We start from the raw sequence: 18,853 nt of genomic DNA on the forward strand, positions 1-18,853 counted from the left end.
GAATTGTCCCAGCGCTGTCAGAAATCGCCATAAACCGGAATCGGTTTTCCGCTGCCGGCATCCACCAGGTGTTTGGTGATTTTTCCTTCGTGATTGACCTCAAGTTCAAAAAAGAGAATGCCTTTTTCCAGTTTGAGCTCCGCTTCAACCACATGGCCGTTGGTGTTTTCCTGAAAACGTTTCAGGATGTCTACCAGGGGCGTGCTTTTTGCCAGCAGTGCAGTGATGCGATTGTCACGCTGACGTAGCCAGTTGTCGAGGTCATCCGGTTTGTTTTCCACTATTTTGCCGGTGAGTGCATCAATGGTCAGTTCCCGAGCCTTTCGGAAGTCTGCAGACACCAACGTTAGTTCGTAAACCAGATGGCCATTCTCATCATCCACTTCATACTCAGTGATCATGCCAGGATAGGCTTGAAGTGTGTCGGTCAGCGCCTGTTCTGGTGTATAGGGTGCCTGCTGCAGGGCCTGCCAGGTCAGAGCCCGTTCCCTGGGCGAATCGGCCATGGCATGTCCAATGGACAGACTGCCGGCCAGTAGCAACAGGGCAAACAGAATGGTGTACAGGCGGCGATTGTCTGGTTGACGAATGGCTTTGGCCATTACGGTGCACCGTCGCTTTTCCATGGAGATATCCTCGTGTTCAAGTGACTGCAGTATAAATGGCGTGAGATGACCGTCGCATGGGCGCTTCATTAAATTTTGTTAATGTCTGGCAAGTGTCGTATCGGGTCAGTAACATCGATCTGAATCTTATCGAGCACAGACAATCCTGAGCCCTCTCGGCTCGCAGCAGGACATGCAATCAATGACAGACTGGACTTCTCTCTTTGCCCGGCATGTGGCAACACTGATGGAACGTTATACCGAAGGACTGGCGCTGGCAGATTATCACGGGGTGGTGATCCCGGCCGGTTCTCCCGACCGACGTTTTCAGGATGATCAGGGCTATCCTTTCTGGGGCAATCCCTTCTTTCGACAGTGGGTGCCGTCACGCGGGGCGCCGGAGTCCATGCTGATTTTCGTGCCGGGTGAGACGGTGCAGCTGATGCATTATCAACCCCGTGATTACTGGCATGTGGCGCCGGAACCGGCAGACGCTTACTGGGCGAATGCCCTGGATATCCAGGTTATCGATCGTCCTGATCAGCTGCGGGATTGTCTGCCTCAGGATCTGTCTCGGTTTGCGCTGCTGGGTTACGAAGATGGCCGCTTCAGTAGCTGGGGATTAGGTGCAATCAATCCGCCGGAACTGATGCATTACCTGACCTGGATCCGAGCCTACAAAACCCCTTATGAGCAGGCCTGCATGCGCGAAGCCAACCGGATTGCCGCCCATGCTCACCAGGCCGCGGCCGACGCCTTCCATGAAGGGCTCTCTGAATTTGATATTCACCTGCGCTATCTCGCAGCGAGTCGGCACAGGGAGTGTGAGTTGCCGTATGGCAATATCGTGGCACTGAACGAGCATGGCGCAGTACTGCATTATGATGACTATGACCGGGAGCCGCCAGCAGAGCGCCATTCTTTCCTGATGGATGCCGGCGCCAGTTTCAGGAATTACCATGCAGATATTACCCGTACCTATGCGGCTGAAAAGGGTGATTTTGCTGACATGGTGGAGCGTATGCATACTGAACAGCTGGGCATTATTAGTGATATCCGGGTGGGTATATCCTATGGGGAATTCCATGATGCCATGCACCGCCGTATTGCCGGTGTGCTCAGTGACTTTGATCTCGTTCGTCTGCCAGCAGAAGCTATATATGACCGTGGGTATACCCGGACATTTTTCCCCCATGGTCTTGGGCACCTCATCGGTTTGCAGACCCATGATGTCGGTGGTTGGCTGACTGGCGCTGATGGCGCACAAGTGGGGCGGCATCCGGATTATCCGGCATTGCGTCTGCAGCGGAAAATCGAACCCGATATGTTGTTTACTATCGAACCCGGCCTTTACTTCATTGATCAACTGTTAAGTGAACATGTAGGTTGTGCGGACTTTAACTGGTCCCGCATCGAATCGCTAAAGCCGTTTGGTGGTATTCGGATTGAAGATACGGTTTTGGTGAAGGATGGGGATACAGAAAATTTTACTCGCCCATTTTTGACTTCAAAGCATTAACGACGTGAGGCGTGGCTCTATGAACTACGCCTCATTGTGTAATCAAGTTGTACTGGTTGCGCTTTATGATTTGAACCAGTGCAAATGGTTGAGATCATTTTTTCTTAGAAAAAAGAATGAATATTTTTCATAGAAGGATTACAGGTGATTTAATTGTTAATAGCAATGTAATCACTCTCGTTTACTTCTTTATTAATAACACTGGTCACGCATGTATCCGACCAGACATTAATGGCACTTTCCAGCATATCGATAAGTGCATACACCGGCAGGATAACGCCCATGATATTCAGTGGAATATTCATGGAAGCCAGAATGGTGCTGGATAACAGATAGCAGCCCATCGGCACACCAGCGTTACCGAATGCCGCCAATGTTGCAATAAATATCCAGCTGACGAGTTCCAGTCCGGAATAGGTCACACCATAGGTCATGGATACGAACAGTACGGTGATCAGGATAAATGCCGCGCAGGCATTCATATTGATGGTGATACACAGTGGGAAGCTGAATCGGGAGATTTCACTGCTGATGCCCAGCTTTTTCTCGGCATTCTCCATCGCAGAAGGTAGCGCTGCGCTGGATGATTTGGAAAAGAACGCCACAGTCAGTGTAGGCAGAATTCCCTTGAAAATTTTCCATGGGGGAAGCCCCTTGAGCATGAGCATGCCGGGTAGCACGATAATGGCCTGAATCAGATTGGCAATCAGTATGCAGGCGACATAGAGTGATATCGCTGCCAGCATCTGTTGGTTTTCCAGTGTCTGGCAGAAATCAGTGACAAACGACCAGACCGCTAAAGGCAGCAGAAGCAGTATCAGGCCGGTCATGCGCATGATGGCTGAGAACAGGCTGTCAAACAGCTCATGGAGAATATCCCGTTTGCGTTCCGGCAGTGACAGAATAGAAATGCTGAGCAACAGTGCCAGCAGCAGCACACTGACAATCTGATTATCGACAAAAGGGGCAACGAAGCTGTTCGGAATCAGACTTAACAGGTATTGCCCATACCCGCCAGTGACAGTGCCTTCAGTGGTACCGGTCATCCCGGTGACACCGCGAACCGGGTCAATGACCAGAAAGACAGCCAGTGCAATCGTGGCGGCAATCAATGTTGTCAGCAGGGAATATTTCAGCACCATGCCCGCCAGCTTCTTGGCATGGGTGGTGTTTTTCATGCCCGTCAGGGTGGAGAGCAGGGCAAAGAAAATGATCGGTGCGCTGACCAGACGCAGCAGCCGGATAAACAGGTCCGATACTACTGCGGCGGTGTCCAGCACCGGCTGAGGCGCGCCCAGCCCGCTGACCAGCCCCGCCATGGCGCCCAGTAGCACCATTGTGTTCAATGAGAGTCTGCCCATGAAGTTGCCTCTTACCACTACCGGCAAATCCTGACAGTCCCGAGTTAATAACTACTGACTGTATTCCTGCCGTTTTTCTAGATGATTTATAGATAAGACAACCATAGGCAGGAAGAGTTCGTATGCCCAAATACCGGTTGGGTATTTGCTTATGAAAACCGCGAAACTTCCGTGAAATGAGGGTAAAGGGCAGCGTTCAGCCAATGCCATCATGGATTTTGGTCAGGACCGGCAGCAGTTCAGAGAGGGTCTTTTGCACCTCATCCAGATCGTGGTTTTCGCTGATTTGCACGACTTTGACCAATAACCGCTCCCTTTCAGCTTTCGGCAGGTGGACAAACAGCTCCGGCCAGGTCTTGCCCAGTTCATAGCTGTAGAGGATCAGGGCCTGCTGGTCGAACTGTTGATGCAGGTTGAGATAATCCAGGGCGCTGGACGCCAGCATGGCGGCTGCCGCCTTGGTGTCATTGAGGCCCTCCAGTCGTTCGGGACTTTGCTGGTCTTCCTCGCTGAGGGTTAGCCAGAATTCCACGGTCAGGTCGAATAATACGGCCTGTTGGCGAATGGAATAGCTCATCAGACTGAGCGCTTCCTTGCCATAAGGCTGTCTTGACGCGGAAAAATCAAAATACAGACGCATGATCTCCTTGAGGGAAAACAGGATTCGCGAAGCTTCTTCCCGACGGAAATCCAGGGACTCATAGATATCCAGTTGCGGGCGGAAATTTTCTTCATTGATCAAGCGTTCAAAGACGGCGCCGGTGTATTCACCGCCACGACGGGGCAGGGCATCAGGCTGTTTTTCATCAATGGTTTTCAGGGCATCCGTAGCCTGCCGGTAGTCGTGGGACTGCCAGGTGCGGGTTACATCCGGTATTTTCTGGCCCAGGTACCAGAGGGCTTTGGCGGCATGAACCGAAGGGAGAAGTAACATCAGGCCAATGGCGAACAGGAATGGTGTCAGCCGGTGCAGGCGGTCAGGCGACAGGCAACGTCTTCTCATTGTGATCAGGCACTTCGCTGTTATTATATTCGTGCTTGGCAGGCGCCCGGGTGGCGGACGGCTGTTCTGGACATCGTTATACCGTATTCCGGTAGCTGACGGAAAGTACAATTGTTGGGGGAGAACCATCATGGCAGGCGCACAGGGGAGTGACAGCCTGGTGATTATCCGGCAGGTGTTTGAAGAGCTCGGCGGACGGAAAGCCCTCTTTCGGCAGCAAAAAACCGAAGCCGGCATCCTGTCTGATCAGGGTGAAATCGCAGCCACTGAGATCATGCTGCAGTGTATTCCTGTTTTTCTCGGGAAAGGCATTGAGCCGGTGACGGTCAATGATCTTATCCAGGCGGCAGGCGTTTCCCGTCGTACCTTTTACAAATACTATCCCAGCAAGATGGCGGTACTGGCAGCTACCTATCGGGCAGGCGTTGACCTGATGATGGGGCAATTGCAGATGATGGCGTCAGAGTCTGCATCGTTACGTGAACTGGTCGAGCGTTCGGTAGGACTGTTTTTTGATTGCCATCGCTATATCGGCCCTTTGCTGAGACTGCTGGAAGAAGAGGCGATGCGTTCAGAATCGCCGCTGGCGGTGTATCGGCAGCAGGGTTACGACGCCATGGTCGAACTGTTCCACGATAAGATGCTCGACCTAGGGCTGGAAGCCCCGGATCGCATGGTCTTTTACACCCTTATCTGGGCGATGGAAGCGGCGTCCCTGAACCTGCTTAAGGATACCCGCCATACCCGTGAGGAGGTTAACCGGGTCAGGGAAGTGGTGATCCGTATTGTGATGAACTCGCTACAACCTGTCGGCCACTAATCAGATGCCCGTTCGGATGCTATTTCCAGCCAGGTGTTGTGCAACTGATCCAGAACCTGGTGCAGATCATCCAGTGAACCACTGTTGTCTATTACATCATCCGCTTTTTCCCGTCGGGTCTCACGGGCGGCCTGGGCTTTCATGATGGCTTCCGCCTGACTCTGTTCGATCCCATCCCGCGCCATGGTGCGTTGTACCTGCAGCTCTGCGGGAATATCGATCACAGCGATGCGGTCAACCATCGTATGCTGATCCGTTTCCAATAGTAATGGTGAAACAATAATACTGTACGGTGACCGGGACTGTGACAGCTGGTTCAGCATTTCTTCCTTTATCAACGGGTGTAGCAGGGCTTCCAGCCATCGTCGTTCTTCATCGTCGTTAAATATAATGTTGCGCAATGCCCGGCGATCCAGACCGCCGTCTTCCTGCAAAATCTGCGTGCCAAAGTGTTCGGCAATCGCCTGCAGGGCTGGGGTATCCGGTTCCACAACGACACGAGCCGCCTGATCGGCATCAATAATGGTGATCCCCAGGCTGGCCAGGTAATCGGTTACGGCGGTCTTGCCGCTGCCGATACCGCCGGTAATGCCAATAATCAAGGTGCTCATAGGGTGTTAATCAGAGTCCGGTGAGACGCAGGTAAGTATTGACCAGTTGTTCCCCCTGGAACATGGCAATCAGTCCCGCAGCTGCCAGGTACGGGCCAAAGGGAATCGGTATGGTTCGGTCCCGGCCGAGGAACAGGATCAGGGAAAGTCCGACAATGGCGCCTACCAGAGAGGAAAGTAAAATAATCACTGGCAACAGGCTCCAGCCCATCCACGCACCGAGTGCCGCCAGTAGTTTGAAGTCACCATAGCCCATCCCTTCCTTGCCGGTGACCAGCTTGAACAGCCAATAGACTGACCAGAGACTGAGATAACCGGCAACAGCCCCCCACAGGGCCGCTTCCAGCGTAGTAAACAAACCAAAACTGTTGCAGATCAAACCCAGCCAGACCAGCGGCAGGGTGATGGAATCCGGCAAGAGCTGGTGGTCGTAGTCAATCATGGTCAGGGCGATCAGCGACCAGGTAAGCACCAGTACCGCAAGTGCCAGCCAGGTGAATCCGAAATGCCAGGCGACCAGGGCGGAAAGCGCACCGGTTACCGCCTCAATAATGGGATAACGGGGGGATATGGTTGTCTTGCACTGACTGCAGCGTCCTTTCAGGAACAGGTAACTGAGTACGGGAATATTTTCCCACGGGCGAATCTTGTGCTGGCAGGAAGGGCAGGTGGATGCCGGTACAATGAGATTAAAGCGTTCCCCTGCCTCAGGTGCTTTATCCGGATCCAGCAGTTGCTGGCATTGCTGTTTCCAGTCGGCCTGCATCATCACCGGCAACCGGTAAATCACGACATTGAGAAAGCTGCCCACCAACAGGCCAAGGATCAGCGTCAGTGTGATAAACAGCAGGGGAGAGCTGGACAGAAGCGACAACATATCCATAACACAGTCTGATTTATTCTGGTAATTCCGGGTAGTGTCTCAAACGGGCAGACGCGAATCCAGCCTTAATCACTGGCATCAGAGAGTTTAGGTGTAGATATGGACGCGAAGGGTAAAACAAGACATTGCATGGCGGTAATGCCTTTTTACGCAATCTATCCTGGCCACGTCATCTGTCAGGAAAAGGGAACAGGTTGTCGCTGTCCCCTTTGTTTTGGTGGCACTAGGTGCTTGGGAATTCGTCTTTTAGAGCCAGGTAAAGACGTCTGAACTTCTCTTGTCGCAGTTGGGCTAGACAGGCTTTCTCTGGATTGGGTTCAATGCGTTCAAGCAGTGCCGGTACTGGGCAAGCCTCTGTAATGTCCGAAGGCTTATCATCATAGAGTGATAACCGCGCCAGTCTGGCAGCCCCAAGCGCTGGTCCCACCTCACCACCGCGGCGATAACTCAGTGGCATGTTTAATATATTGGCAAGTATCTGTCGCCAGAGGGGGCTGCGGGCCCCGCCACCAATCAGCGTCATTTCATTGATGGTAATGCCGGTTGCGTGCAGCGCTTCCAGACCATCGTTTAATCCCATGGCAACGCCTTCCAGTACTGCCAGAGTCAGCTGGGCGCGAGTCGTGGTGCCAGTCATACCAAAGAAAACGCCCGATGCCGTGGGATTATTGTGCGGCGTACGTTCACCGTTGAGGTAAGGCAGGAAATACAGGCTTTCCTGAGGCTGTGACTGTTCTGCTTCAGCCAACAGCGTCGGGACATCGGCAGCGCCCGTCAGCTGGGCAAGCCAGTCCAGGCAGCCGGCGGCACTCAGCATAACGGACATCAGATGCCAGCGGTCAGGCAGGGCATGGCAGAAACTGTGTACGCCGTTGGCGGGGTTGCTGCGATAGTCGTCACTGACCACGAAGATGACGCCAGAGGTTCCCAGGGACAGGATACCCTGACCCGGTTCGGTCACACCGGTACCGATAGCGCCAGCTGCATTGTCGCCACCGCCTGCGGCAACGGGTACGGGGTCCATACCCCACTGTTGTGCAATATCGGTTTTTAAATAACCGGTTATTTGTGAGCCTTCCTTCAGCTCGGGCATATGTTCGAGCGTCAGCCCGCAACTGGCGAGCATGGTTTCTGACCACTGACGTTTAGCGACATCCAGCCAGAGTGTGCCGGCGCTGTCAGAAAGATCCGATATACAGCAACCGGTCAGTTGCAACCGGATATAGTCCTTGGGCAGCAGCACTTTATGAATACGGGAAAAAATTTCAGGTTCATGTTTCTGGAGCCAGCGCAGTTTAGGGGCGGTGAATCCCGGCATGGCCTGGTTGCCGGTAATGGCGCGCAATTCGGGTACAAGCTTGTCCAGCTCCAGACACTCCGTCTGGCTTCGGCCATCATTCCAGAGAATGGCGGGGCGCAGTGGGCGCAAATCATGATCCAGCACCGTGGCACCATGCATCTGCCCTGACAGGCCAATTGCTTGCACACCGGACAGGTCATGTTGCTGCCGGAGACTCTCAATGCTGGCGCAGACCGCCTGCCACCAGTCATCCGGATGCTGTTCTGACCAGAGTGGTTGTGGGCGGGAAACGGTTAGGGGAGCGCTGGCCTGGCCAATGATGGCATCGGTGTCAGACAGCAGAACGGCTTTGACACCGGAGGTGCCCAGATCAATACCAAGAAACATGCGCGTAATCGTTGCCGGAAGTGAAAGACTGTCACAGCAGCTTGCCTGCTGTCCTGAATGTAAGGTGTCCGCACAGGTTTGACGCTGTGCGGACTGGGCATTGAATCTGCTGATTAGCCGCGAGGGTTCTGTACGCTGGGGTACATGATGACCTCAACCGGAATATCGGGATTGACGGGCATGGCGTTGTTTCTCAGGAAATCATCCAACACATTCACGGCATGTTCACCGATATACTGGAAATCCTGAACGATGGTGACCTGCATATCCCCTTCATCGATCAGGCGCTTGCCTTCCGAAGACCCGTCAAAACCGATGATGGTGAAGTTTTTCAGGTTAAAACGGCTGTCGTTCTTGATGGCGCCGATGGAGCCAATCGCCATGACATCGTTTTCGTTGTAGATCACGTATTTGCCGGCTGGGTCCAGGGCGCTCAACTTGGCTTCCAGTACAGACTGTGCCACGTCCTGGGCAAAGTCGCCGGTCAGGCGAATGTACTTCTGGGCATCGGCTGTCAGCGCATTCCAGGCCGTACCTGCTTCTTCAGATTGCAGGTACTCAGTGAAACCTTTGGCACGGGTGATGTGAGCGGTGTGTCCGTCCAGCCCCTGCATGTGGATAACACCGGTCAGCTCTTCCGGGTTGATACCAGATTTTTTCACCAGCCATTCCGCAGCAAACTTGCCGCCATCGACGTTGTCGGTGGCAACGCGGGCCAGCATGTCGACATTGGCGACGGTGGTGTCAACGGACACGATCGGGATGTTGCGATCAATGGCGTCATTCAGCACACTGCGGGTGGCGTCCTGATTCAGCGGGTTGATGATGATGGCGCTGACACCCTTGGTAATGGCGTCTTCCACCTGGCTGGGCTGACGGGTTGCATCGTTGCCGCCGTCGTACACTTCAATGTTGTAACCCAGGGTTTTTGCCTGTTCGACCGCAGAACGTTCCAGTACACCGAAGAACTCGTTGGAACGGTTGGAGATCATCAGGGCAATGGTCTTCTGATCGGTGGCGGTGGTATCCGCGCTGTTTTGATCAGAGCAGCCCGCCAGTAAACCAGTTGCGGCAAGGGCAAGGCAGGATACGGCCAGTAGTTTTTTCATGGTACGACGACGCTTCCTAATGACAGTGTGTAAGGCGTTACTTCTTCTTGATGTCGATAACGACAGCAAACAGGATGACAAGCCCCTTGATCACCTCCTGATAGAACGAGGAGATGCCCAGCAGGTTCAGGCCGTTATTCAGGACACCGATGATCAGCACGCCGATAAAGGTGCCGGTGATGCGTCCGCGGCCGCCGGTCATGCTGGTGCCACCGATGACAACAGCGGCAATGGCATCGAGTTCCATGCCGACGCCGGCGTTGGGATAGATCGAGTTATAACGGGCGATATAAAGAATGGCGGCCATGGCGGAGAGCAGGCCGCACAGCATATAACCCAGAATCTTGATCTTGTCGGTCGGCACGGTGGAGAGCCGGGCGGCTTCCTCGTTACCGCCGGTGGCGTAGAGCTGACGGCCGAAAACGGTCTTGTGCAGCAGCACCATCAGGATGACCAGCACCACCAGGAATACGATCATGGAGACGGGCAGAATGCCGATGCTGCCGCGGTTGATCCACGCGATCATGGACGACACATCACCGATATTACGCACCGGCATGCCATCGGAAATGATCAGGGTCAGCCCGCGGTAAACGGTCATGGTAATCAGTGTGGCGATGAAGGGTTGCAGTTTGACCCGCGCAACCAGCAGACCATTGATAAGCCCCAGGATAATACCCAGCGCCAGCGCCACAGGCAGAGCAATGGCGATCGGCAGCTGGAAGTTCACTAGCATGACACCGGTCAGGTAACCGACAAGCGCCAGTACAGAACCGACGGACAGATCAATACAGCCCAGCAGAATGACAAACGTCATACCAAAGGCAATAAGGCCGTTAATAGACGACTGCTTAAAAATATTCTGCAGGTTATACAGCGAGAAAAAATTGGGGTTCAGGCAGGTGAAGAGTACACACAGCCCGATCAGAATAACGAACAGGCCATACTTCTCATAAATCTCCGACAGGCTGGGCTTCCTGCGGGGGCTGACGGCGCTGGCTGAAAGGGTAGACATTACTGGGCACCTGTAAAAGCGTATTTCAAAACCTGGTCCTGGGTCAGGGTGTCTGTGTCGGCGATTTTGACCAGCCGGCGTTGATGCATAATGGCCAGTCGATCCGAAATTCCCATCACTTCTGAGAGTTCACTGGAGACGACGATAATGGCGACACCCTGTTGTTTAAGTGTGTTAATGATGTCGTAAATCTCTTTCTTGGCACCGATATCCACGCCGCGGGTGGGTTCATCCAGAATCAGGATGTCGGGCCGGGTTTCCAGCCATTTGGCCAGCACAACTTTCTGCTGATTGCCGCCGCTGAGGTTTTTCAGTTTCTGATCGCGGCTGCTGGTCTTGATATGCAACCGGGCAATGTGCTTATCCGTGGTGGTAACCAGTGCGGCGTCATTGACCAACCCGTTTTTGCTAAAGCTGTTGAGCGAAGGCAGAGTCGTATTTTCGGTGAGGTTGAAGTCCAGTATCAGGCCTTCTTCCTTGCGGTTTTCGGCGACAAAGGCAATGCCGTGTTTGCTGGCATCACGGGGGGTTTTGATGGTTACCGGTTTCCCGTGAACGTGGATTTCACCGGTTTCGGCAGGATAGCTGCCGAAAATGCCGTGCATCACTTCTGAACGTCCAGCGCCCATCAAACCGGCAAAGCCGAGGACTTCACCAGCACGTAGGGTAAAACTGACATCCTCGTACTTACCCGTTGAACCCAGGTTACGGAGTTCCAGCGCGATATCACCAGGAATGGCTTCACTGGCGGTGTAGAGGTTGTCGATGCTCCGCCCGGTCATCATCCGGACCAGATCATCTTCATTCACGTCGGTGGTCTGGCAGGTGCCGATATAACGGCCATCCCGCAGGACGGTAATGCGGTCAGACAGTTCAAAAATCTCGTTCATCCGGTGCGAGACATACAGGAAGCTGACACCCTGTGCCTTGAGCTTTCGCACAATAGTGAACAGTGTGCGGATTTCCTTGTCTGTCAGTGCCGCGGTGGGCTCATCCAGGATGATCAGGCGGGCATTGATCAGCAGCGCCTTGGCAATTTCGATCATCTGCTGATAGCCGACACTGAGCTGGCGCATCAAGGTATCAGGCGATAGGTGTTCGAGATGCAGCTCGTTAAGCAGCTCGGCACAGGTCTGGTTCATGCGCGGACGGTCGATGAAACCGAACCGGTTGCGCAGTTCACGGCCGAGGAACAGGTTGTCGGCAATGGACATGTCGTTGATGACGTTCAGTTCCTGGTGCACATAGGCGATGCCCAGTTGCTGGCAAGCGGCAATACTGCAGGCGTCCACCGGCACGCCATCAATGGTGACTGTACCACTGTCCCGGATGTAGACACCCGCCAGGATCTTGATCAAGGTGGATTTGCCGGCGCCGTTCTCGCCCATCAGGGCGTGCACTTCACCATCGGCAATCGACAATGCAATATCGGTCAGGACATTCACATGGCCGAAAGCCTTGCAAATGCCTTTCATCTCAACGTTCAAGTGGTTGTCTCACTGGTAGTCTGAGTCCCGCGGGAACGGAAACCCTGTCTGCGGGAGGGTAAACAGCGTTTACCGGGATTGCAGAAAAGCAGCCTATAGGGCGGCGAATTGAAACATTGTTTGTGATGTTGGTTATTGATGTTTATCAATGTTGGAAGGTGTTTGATGTTGTTGGTGGGGGTTGTGTCAGATCAATAAAGGCTGAGTTCAGGCGTGGGATGAGATCGGGCAGGGGCGCGATGGGGCGGCATCGTCATTCTGGTTACTGCTCTAGAGATATCGCCCCATCATGGTTCTTTAATAAAGTGTTAACACTACTTTCTCTTAGTCATCCAGCGGTTGTGCATTCAGGAAACCCCAGATGAAATCGGTCTGCAGTACCTCCAGCCTGGGCGGATTGTCACTGACGTTGTACCAGGATGGATTGGGAATGCCATTGGCGCTGCGGGCATAGCCATAGTCAGTGATACTGCGCATGAAGACACTAAGCCGGGCGAAATCGATCTCATCGTTTTCACTGACATAAACACCGGCCCGGGCATGGCAGGTAATACAGCTGGAACCGTCCATGAAGCCGCCTTCAGTGACTGAATTACCCAGAAAGGTGGGGCGTCCTGTAGCGGTGACAAACTCCACCTGTGAACCTTTCAGACGGTAGTTTAACCAGGCCTTGTCCTCGGGATCCGGCTCATAGGGACTGGTGCTATTTCCGGTGCCGATGTTCATACCTTTGAACACATTAGCCAGTGCAGATGTTCTCTGTTCTTCCGGATAACCCCGGTCAATGCCAAAGACCTGAGAAGGACTGTTGAGGTGGTCACTGCGCTCGTTGGGCGCCACATAGTTTTTGGCCACCCCTGCAGGCAGGTCGTCCTGACTCTGGTAACCGAAGGCATCATTACAGCCTGTGTAGTCACAACGCCCTGGTAGATCCTTATGCTCAAAGGTGGTCCAGACCCAGTTGGGCACATCCTTCGATGAAACATGGAAGGCCACCAGATAGTGAGTGCCTTTCAGATTACACTGACCGCCGGGATTGTCCTTCTTGTCGTAGGGAATGCTCAATGCATCCAGCGAAATCTGAGTGGCCAGGTGCTTACTGACATAGTCTTGCTGGTTTCCTTTGAGTTTCAGCGCATCGGCAAGGTCCTGATGCAGCCAGTTACTCTTGATCATGATGGCGTCAAAGGGCAGATCCACCGTGGCCAGGCTGGGTGTTTTGTTACTGCCTGAATAGGATTTGTTGGGCAGATGGTAAGGTGCGTTGCTGCAGACCTGCTGGTTGCCATCAATCTCACAGTTCCGGGCCAGGTTATCGGCATTACGCCTGTAGATGTCTGCCACACCATTGGCATTGTAGAGATCGTTGTTATACAGGTATTCATGGAAGGTTTTGTTCCGGACTGTGATTTCCGCGTTGGTCTGACGAATGACCCGGCCAATGCTTTCTGATCCCGGCGGGTTGAAGTTCTTGAGAATCTGGGGGATGACGTTGGTGCTGATTCCGTTAACCACCACGGCGTCACAGGAGGGCGTGCTATTCTGGCTGTCGCCACTGCTGCTCTTGAAGAATTTCCAGCCGTCTTTTTTCAGGGATTGCCGGGTATTCATATGGTCGACAAAGGGAATACGTCCAACCCGTAAGATCTCTTCCGCCAGCTTTTCCGCCTCGGTACCGATGGCATTGGTTAATGCTGTCAGGCGATCTTTGTGCGCATCGCCGGGATAGTAAGGGCAGTGACCGTCCTTGTCGTTATTGCTGCCGGGGGTACAACAGTCTCCGTTTTCTCCCTTTTCACACAGCGGATAGGGTTTGGCTGGCCAGTTTTGTGATTCGTCCGCCCAGTTGGACCAGAAGCGGTCTTTGACGACCTCAACAAAGAGTTTCCAGGAAAACATGTCCGGGCAGGTCATGGCCGGGTTGGAAATCAGTTTGCCGTCTTTGGAAAGGGCAACCAGCTGTCCGTTTCTGACTTCCATGGCACATTCTTCGGCATCACGAATGTTGGCGTTGTAATACATGGCGGATTGTATGGCATCCACCGTTCGGGTGTCGTTACTTTCAGCAACCGCACCGCTCCAATAAAAAAAGGTGCCTGCCATTAGCAGACAGGCGGCAAGTAAGCGTTTCATGGCGAAGTCCCCATCAGGTTTTTTATATTGGTTCCATCGAATAGCTGGCCCATGAACTTCCCTGAGCCGTCAGTTGCAGACAGCCTGACATACGGCGTTCAGGCATCCCTGTCCGTTATCTTCTAGAGAATCGTTTTCCGGGATCTGAACAGGCAGTTTTTGTCTCTGCTGTAATCCAGCTTGGCCTGAATCAGATCCTGGTAGTTGTTTCCGAAATAGGAGGCTGTCGGAATAGAAGCGTCCTTAAAGCTGATGAATGCGCCACTGGTATGGGGAATGGGGTAATTTCGGCAGGTTGCTATCCAGTCTTCCGCGCGGTTGCTGTGAAAACGGTTCTGGATCACCTGATGCTCTGCCGAGCAGCCTGATTCACATTTTCCGGTCGTTTCGTTCCGTTCCGGCTGATCCCACCAGGCCTGGTACTGGATCGTGAACGGGCGATCGTTGTAGGGGAAGGCGCAGCCCAGCTCATCGTTCTGGATATGGTGGCTGTAATACTCACCGGAGATCGCTCCCAGGGTGATGTAGGTGTGAATGCGGAATGTATCCTCACAGTTTTTTTCCGGACCGTCATAGCGTGGGAGTAGCGGAGACTGTAGTGAACAGATCAGGGCTTTGCGGCTTTCGTCATCCCAGCCGCAGGCATCGACAAGGCGAGAAGTGATTTTATGCGGTGCCGGACAGTCTCCGTCCAGATGCAGTTGCGGATTTTTTGTGCTGCCCTGGTGTCGATCCCATGAGGCAAATGACCAGTCACTGGCATGGGTCAGCTTGTGGCGCTTCTGGGTTTTGTCAGCATGGTAGGCAAAGATCTTGAGCCCTTTCTTATGGATGTTCTTCTCAATATCTGCCTGCTTACGAGACTTAGCGCCTTTGGGGTCAAAGTGATTTAAAATGATGATAATCAGTTTCATCAGATCGCCCCATTCAGCTGCCACATAGCCGTTCATGACGCAGTCCAGTTTGGCATCAGGATCAGGCGTTTCCCCTTCTGCAAGGGCTCTGGTGCTGATCTTCAGATTTGTGCCAATCAGGTTAGGGTTCTCACCGGGGGCAATGAGTTTTTCCCAGGCTGCCAATATCTCAACGGCGGTAAGGTCGGGGAAATACTGGTGAACCGGGAGGTGGAAGTCGAAAGCAACCAGCGGTAGTTTAAAGGCCTTGAAAACCAGTTCTGTGACAATGCCATAACTAAAACCGCCACCGCCTCTTAATGCCCAGAGCAGTCGTGATTCGCGAGACGTTGCATCGACTTGCAGGATTTTGCCATTACCCAGCACAATTGTGGCTGCCACCAAATACTCACAACCCATACCGTACTTGCGCGTCCACGGCCCCCAACCGCCGCCCATGGTATAGCCGGCAATACCGACGGTCTGGCAGGTGCCGTGGGGTATGCCCAGCCCTAGCTGGTCCAGTTCTGCTTTGACATGGGCAAAGCGGGCGCCGGGCTGAATGGTCACATAGTCTGCCGTCTCGTCACATCCCTTGGGTGCTGTGGTTGGGGTGATGCGGTTCATCTTGCTGAAATCAATCAGGATGACATCGGTCGCGGAACACTCCCCTTCATGATCATGACCACCGGAGCGTACCCGGATATTGATCTTGTGTTGATTGGCAAACTGAACGATGTCGCTGACCTGACTGCTGTTTTCAACAAACACAATGGCGCTGGGACGAAACTGAAATTTCCGGTTGAACACTTTTCTGGCTTGTTCATACAGCAGACCGTTGCCATTGCAGTCATCGCAGTCTGAGAGAATGAGGGGGTATTGTTCTTTGCTGCCCAGACAGGCTTTTAATGCTTCTGCTACCGATTGTTGGGTATTCATTGACAGGCTCCTTTGTCGAGAATGCTTCCCTGGTTTATCCATTCTGGTGACCAGATATCAGAACAGGACTAAACCGTTATTCTTGAAATCATTGCTACGTTTAGCGATAACCGTTCCAGCCCAATTCAGGGTTGGAACGGTTTTGTATGGTGTTCAGTACGATCAGGTACCGTAATCAAAGAGATCTGATGTCTGTTCGAGAGGATTGTTCGGATGGAGTGCCTGTTCACCCGCTAATCGGGCGATAACCGCTGCTGAGGCATTCATTGCCGTCTGCAGGGCACCTTCAATCCAGCCGCCTGACCAGGAGACGCTGTCGCCGGCCAGATACACGCCTTTGTCGGTTGTCGGGTTTTTAACGGAGAGGAACTGGCTATACAGATGCTGGTTTTCCAGATCCTGCCCGGGCTGATTGAGTTTGAAGGCGCCGAAATAATTGGGTTCCAGCTGCCAGTCAACATTCTTGCTGTCGCAGATTTCTTCTCTCAATTTTTCAACAAACTCAGGGCAGGCAGATTCCAGTGAATTCAGCAGAATCTCTTTCCGCTTTTCAACATCCAGGGCGATCAGTTTGGTGGAGTCATCGCCCCAGGTGTAGCTGAGCAGGACGACGCCACTATCAGTACCGGGATAATCCAGGCAATAAACACCTCGGCACAGGCCATCGGTCTGGATATTTTCTGGCAGGTTACTGGCTTTCCATTCCTTGGTTGTCCAGAACTTGGTGCGGGTCCGCAGAAACAGTTTGGACGAGTTCATCAGGTGGAGATTCTGAACGGCAGTGATTTCGTCGTTGTTGAGTGGAGAGGTTTCGACCGGGTTGGTCAGCCGCAGATCGATTTCCATGGAGCGGGTCGTGGTGGCAACGATGACGGCATCATAATCTTCCGTGCAGGTATGTCCGCAGGGATCAATGGATTTTACTTCAACTCCACCATCCGACTTGCTGGTGACGGATTTCACCGGCTGGTTGAAACGGATTTGGCTCCAGGTTTCCAGGGAGTGCGGCGTGGTGCCATGGATGGGGGTCTGGGTGGAATACAGACCGTCGACCAGCTTATCCATGCCTTCGGGGTAGAATTCCTGGGAATCCTCCAAGCCATTAATGACCAGCCGGGCGATCTCGGCAAAGTTAACCGCATACAATGGGCCGAAACCACCAGAACCAATGCCCAACGTGCCGAACAGGTCAAACTCCCTGGCCGTCCAATGGGGAAACTGTTGTTTCAGTGCGCCGTAGAAACTGAGGTTGCTCCAGCCGGTGTCTTTTCCGGTGAGTAATGCCTGCCATTGTGTCTGTGCCTGGTCGAAGTCGCCGTCCTTAAGGCAGTTGGCGATGGGTTCCATTTTTTCGGTGACGAGTGCTTCCCAGTCTTCCTTTACGCCCTGGAAGATTGCAGGGACATCCCCTCCTTCATCCCAGTCATAGGTTTTGCCCTGATACTGAAGCCGCGTATCAACGATACCGGGATCAGGGAATGGCCCTGAAGGCATCCTGTACAGATCAGCAAAATACTTGAAAACCTGTTCCGAAGGCGGAACCCGCATGGCGCCCATTTCAAACAGGGCGTGCGGTGCGTCTGTGCAGTGGTGTGTCCAGATCCGACCACCGACCCGGGCTTCCTCGGCTTCGTAGATATCGGGTTTTAACCCCATTTTCATCAGGAGCCAGGCTGAGGCGAGACCGGCAGGGCCTGCACCAATAATGGCAATTTTTTTATCGCCGCACAGCCGGGCCAGTGACTCCGGGCCAAGGAATCCGCCGTGGTCATCAAGGAATTTTCGGTGATCGTAGAGAATATCGATAAAGCTTTTCTGGAGTTGATCTGATTCTGCGCGGGGTAATCCACTTTTACGGGTAACAAAAAACGTCATCGCTTTTCCCTTGCCTTGTTATTGTGCGTTTTATCTTTGGAGTAACGGCTTACCGCAGCCTGTAAACTAACGTTATCAGCAAAAAATTAAATGCCTGTATCCTCAATTTTGATGAGTCTGTTGCAATTGGGATGAGAAAAATGCACTGAAGTCGTGCAGTGAGGTTGTATTTTAATATTGCTGTCGTCTTGTTCGGCTACGCTTAACCTTTATGTCATCAAGGGATTGTCATTGATGACTTTGTTTTCCTTGTTTTTATAGGGTATTTTACGATCTTGCTGTTGCGATGGAGACCGCGATGCACCTCACAGGGACAAAACTCAGAAATCTGTACGACATTATTGATTTGTTGAATCAGTCTGATTCGAGCAGCGCGTTGCGTTTGCATCTTGGTCATCGATTGCTGGAGCTGCTGGAGGCAGACTTTTATGCGTCCTTTGTCTGGAATGAGCAACAGCAGTGTTTCACCGAGCGTGTGTCCATCAATATGGATAACAACAATCTCAAGGGTTATGAAGAATACTACCAATTTAATGACCCCATCACGTTCAAGCTGCAGGCTCTGGGTAAAGCCAGCAGTGTAAACGAAGTGATCAGTCAGTCGGAGCTGGTCAAAACCGAGTTTTATAATGATTTCTTGAGTAAAGATGGTTTGCATTATGGCGTGAATATGTATGCTCTGGATAATGACCTCAATATTGGAGACCTGAGAATCTGGCGGCATGCTGGCAGGAGTAACTTCACCCGGAATGATCTGGAAATTTTACAGACGCTCAGGCCGTATATTACTCAGGGTTTGAAACATATAGGGCAAAATGAAGCAGATGCTTCTGTAAGTACTCAAAAACCGGTACATAAGGCGATTTCACGTTCTGCCGCCTAAGCTCATCCCCATGTTCCCATTACCGCCTGA

15 protein-coding genes are annotated in these 18,853 nt (G+C 52.8%); 3 read left to right on the plus strand and 12 right to left on the minus strand.

All coding sequences use genetic code 11. The features are described 5' to 3' along the window. Positions 1–17 precede the first annotated feature (17 nt). The gene (locus ABD892_RS21545) at positions 18–626 is read right to left on the minus strand and encodes a PepSY domain-containing protein (RefSeq protein WP_345198224.1); all 609 of its coding nucleotides are present in this window, start codon (positions 624–626) and stop codon (positions 18–20) included. Between the two features lie 181 nt (positions 627–807). Here ABD892_RS21545 and pepQ point away from each other — a divergent pair, with 181 nt between their 5' ends. Next, positions 808–2,124 (plus strand): Xaa-Pro dipeptidase, encoded by a 1,317-nt coding sequence (pepQ, locus tag ABD892_RS21550; RefSeq protein ID WP_345198225.1) that lies wholly within the window; start codon positions 808–810, stop codon positions 2,122–2,124. 149 nt (positions 2,125–2,273) lie between these two features. Here pepQ and ABD892_RS21555 read toward each other — a convergent pair whose 3' ends face one another. Together ABD892_RS21555 and ABD892_RS21560 are read right to left on the minus strand one after the other, a co-directional pair. Then, positions 2,274–3,503 carry a dicarboxylate/amino acid:cation symporter gene (locus ABD892_RS21555; RefSeq protein WP_345198227.1) on the minus strand — a complete coding sequence of 410 codons (1,230 nt, stop codon included), beginning with the start codon at positions 3,501–3,503 and terminating at the stop codon, positions 2,274–2,276. Between the two features lie 178 nt (positions 3,504–3,681). Further along, positions 3,682–4,488, minus strand: a complete 807-nt coding sequence (locus ABD892_RS21560) for a hypothetical protein (RefSeq protein ID WP_345198228.1) — start codon at positions 4,486–4,488, stop codon at positions 3,682–3,684. Positions 4,489–4,618: 130 nt separating this feature from the next. Between ABD892_RS21560 and ABD892_RS21565 the strand changes: the two genes are divergently transcribed. Beyond that, positions 4,619–5,308 carry a TetR/AcrR family transcriptional regulator gene (locus ABD892_RS21565; RefSeq protein WP_345198229.1) on the plus strand — a complete coding sequence of 230 codons (690 nt, stop codon included), beginning with the start codon at positions 4,619–4,621 and terminating at the stop codon, positions 5,306–5,308. Here the strand turns inward: ABD892_RS21565 and coaE are convergent. From coaE to ABD892_RS21610, 9 genes are all read right to left on the minus strand, one after another. Then, on the minus strand, positions 5,305–5,919 hold the full coding sequence (coaE, locus tag ABD892_RS21570; RefSeq protein ID WP_345198230.1) for a dephospho-CoA kinase: 615 nt from the start codon (positions 5,917–5,919) through the stop codon (positions 5,305–5,307). The two genes, ABD892_RS21565 and coaE, sit on opposite strands and share 4 nt — an antisense overlap. Before the next feature lie 10 nt (positions 5,920–5,929). Further along, on the minus strand, positions 5,930–6,796 hold the full coding sequence (locus ABD892_RS21575) for a prepilin peptidase (RefSeq protein ID WP_345198231.1): 867 nt from the start codon (positions 6,794–6,796) through the stop codon (positions 5,930–5,932). Between the two features lie 229 nt (positions 6,797–7,025). Further along, positions 7,026–8,489: a xylulokinase gene (gene xylB, locus ABD892_RS21580; protein WP_345198232.1), complete on the minus strand. Its 1,464-nt coding sequence runs from the start codon at positions 8,487–8,489 to the stop codon at positions 7,026–7,028. A gap of 113 nt (positions 8,490–8,602) precedes the next feature. Continuing rightward, positions 8,603–9,598 carry a sugar ABC transporter substrate-binding protein gene (locus ABD892_RS21585; protein ID WP_345198234.1) on the minus strand — a complete coding sequence of 332 codons (996 nt, stop codon included), beginning with the start codon at positions 9,596–9,598 and terminating at the stop codon, positions 8,603–8,605. 37 nt (positions 9,599–9,635) lie between these two features. Then, entirely contained in the window at positions 9,636–10,613 is a 978-nt protein-coding gene (locus ABD892_RS21590) for an ABC transporter permease (protein WP_345198236.1), read from the minus strand. Further along, positions 10,613–12,088 (minus strand): sugar ABC transporter ATP-binding protein, encoded by a 1,476-nt coding sequence (locus ABD892_RS21595; protein WP_345198237.1) that lies wholly within the window; start codon positions 12,086–12,088, stop codon positions 10,613–10,615. Before ABD892_RS21595 ends, ABD892_RS21590 begins: the two co-directional genes overlap by 1 nt. A 336-nt stretch (positions 12,089–12,424) precedes the next feature. Beyond that, on the minus strand, positions 12,425–14,233 hold the full coding sequence (locus ABD892_RS21600) for a hypothetical protein (RefSeq protein WP_345198238.1): 1,809 nt from the start codon (positions 14,231–14,233) through the stop codon (positions 12,425–12,427). A gap of 122 nt (positions 14,234–14,355) precedes the next feature. After that, the gene (locus tag ABD892_RS21605; protein ID WP_345198240.1) at positions 14,356–16,065 is read right to left on the minus strand and encodes an FAD-binding oxidoreductase; all 1,710 of its coding nucleotides are present in this window, start codon (positions 16,063–16,065) and stop codon (positions 14,356–14,358) included. Between the two features lie 162 nt (positions 16,066–16,227). Then, positions 16,228–17,940, minus strand: coding sequence for a flavin monoamine oxidase family protein (locus ABD892_RS21610; protein WP_345198241.1), 1,713 nt, complete (start codon positions 17,938–17,940; stop codon positions 16,228–16,230). A gap of 298 nt (positions 17,941–18,238) precedes the next feature. Here ABD892_RS21610 and ABD892_RS21615 point away from each other — a divergent pair, with 298 nt between their 5' ends. Further along, entirely contained in the window at positions 18,239–18,823 is a 585-nt protein-coding gene (locus tag ABD892_RS21615) for a hypothetical protein (RefSeq protein ID WP_345198242.1), read from the plus strand. The last annotated feature ends 30 nt before the right edge of the window (positions 18,824–18,853 follow it).

Origin of the sequence: Kistimonas scapharcae (assembly GCF_039540975.1) — a bacterium.
Lineage (GTDB): Bacteria > Pseudomonadota > Gammaproteobacteria > Pseudomonadales > Endozoicomonadaceae > Kistimonas > Kistimonas scapharcae.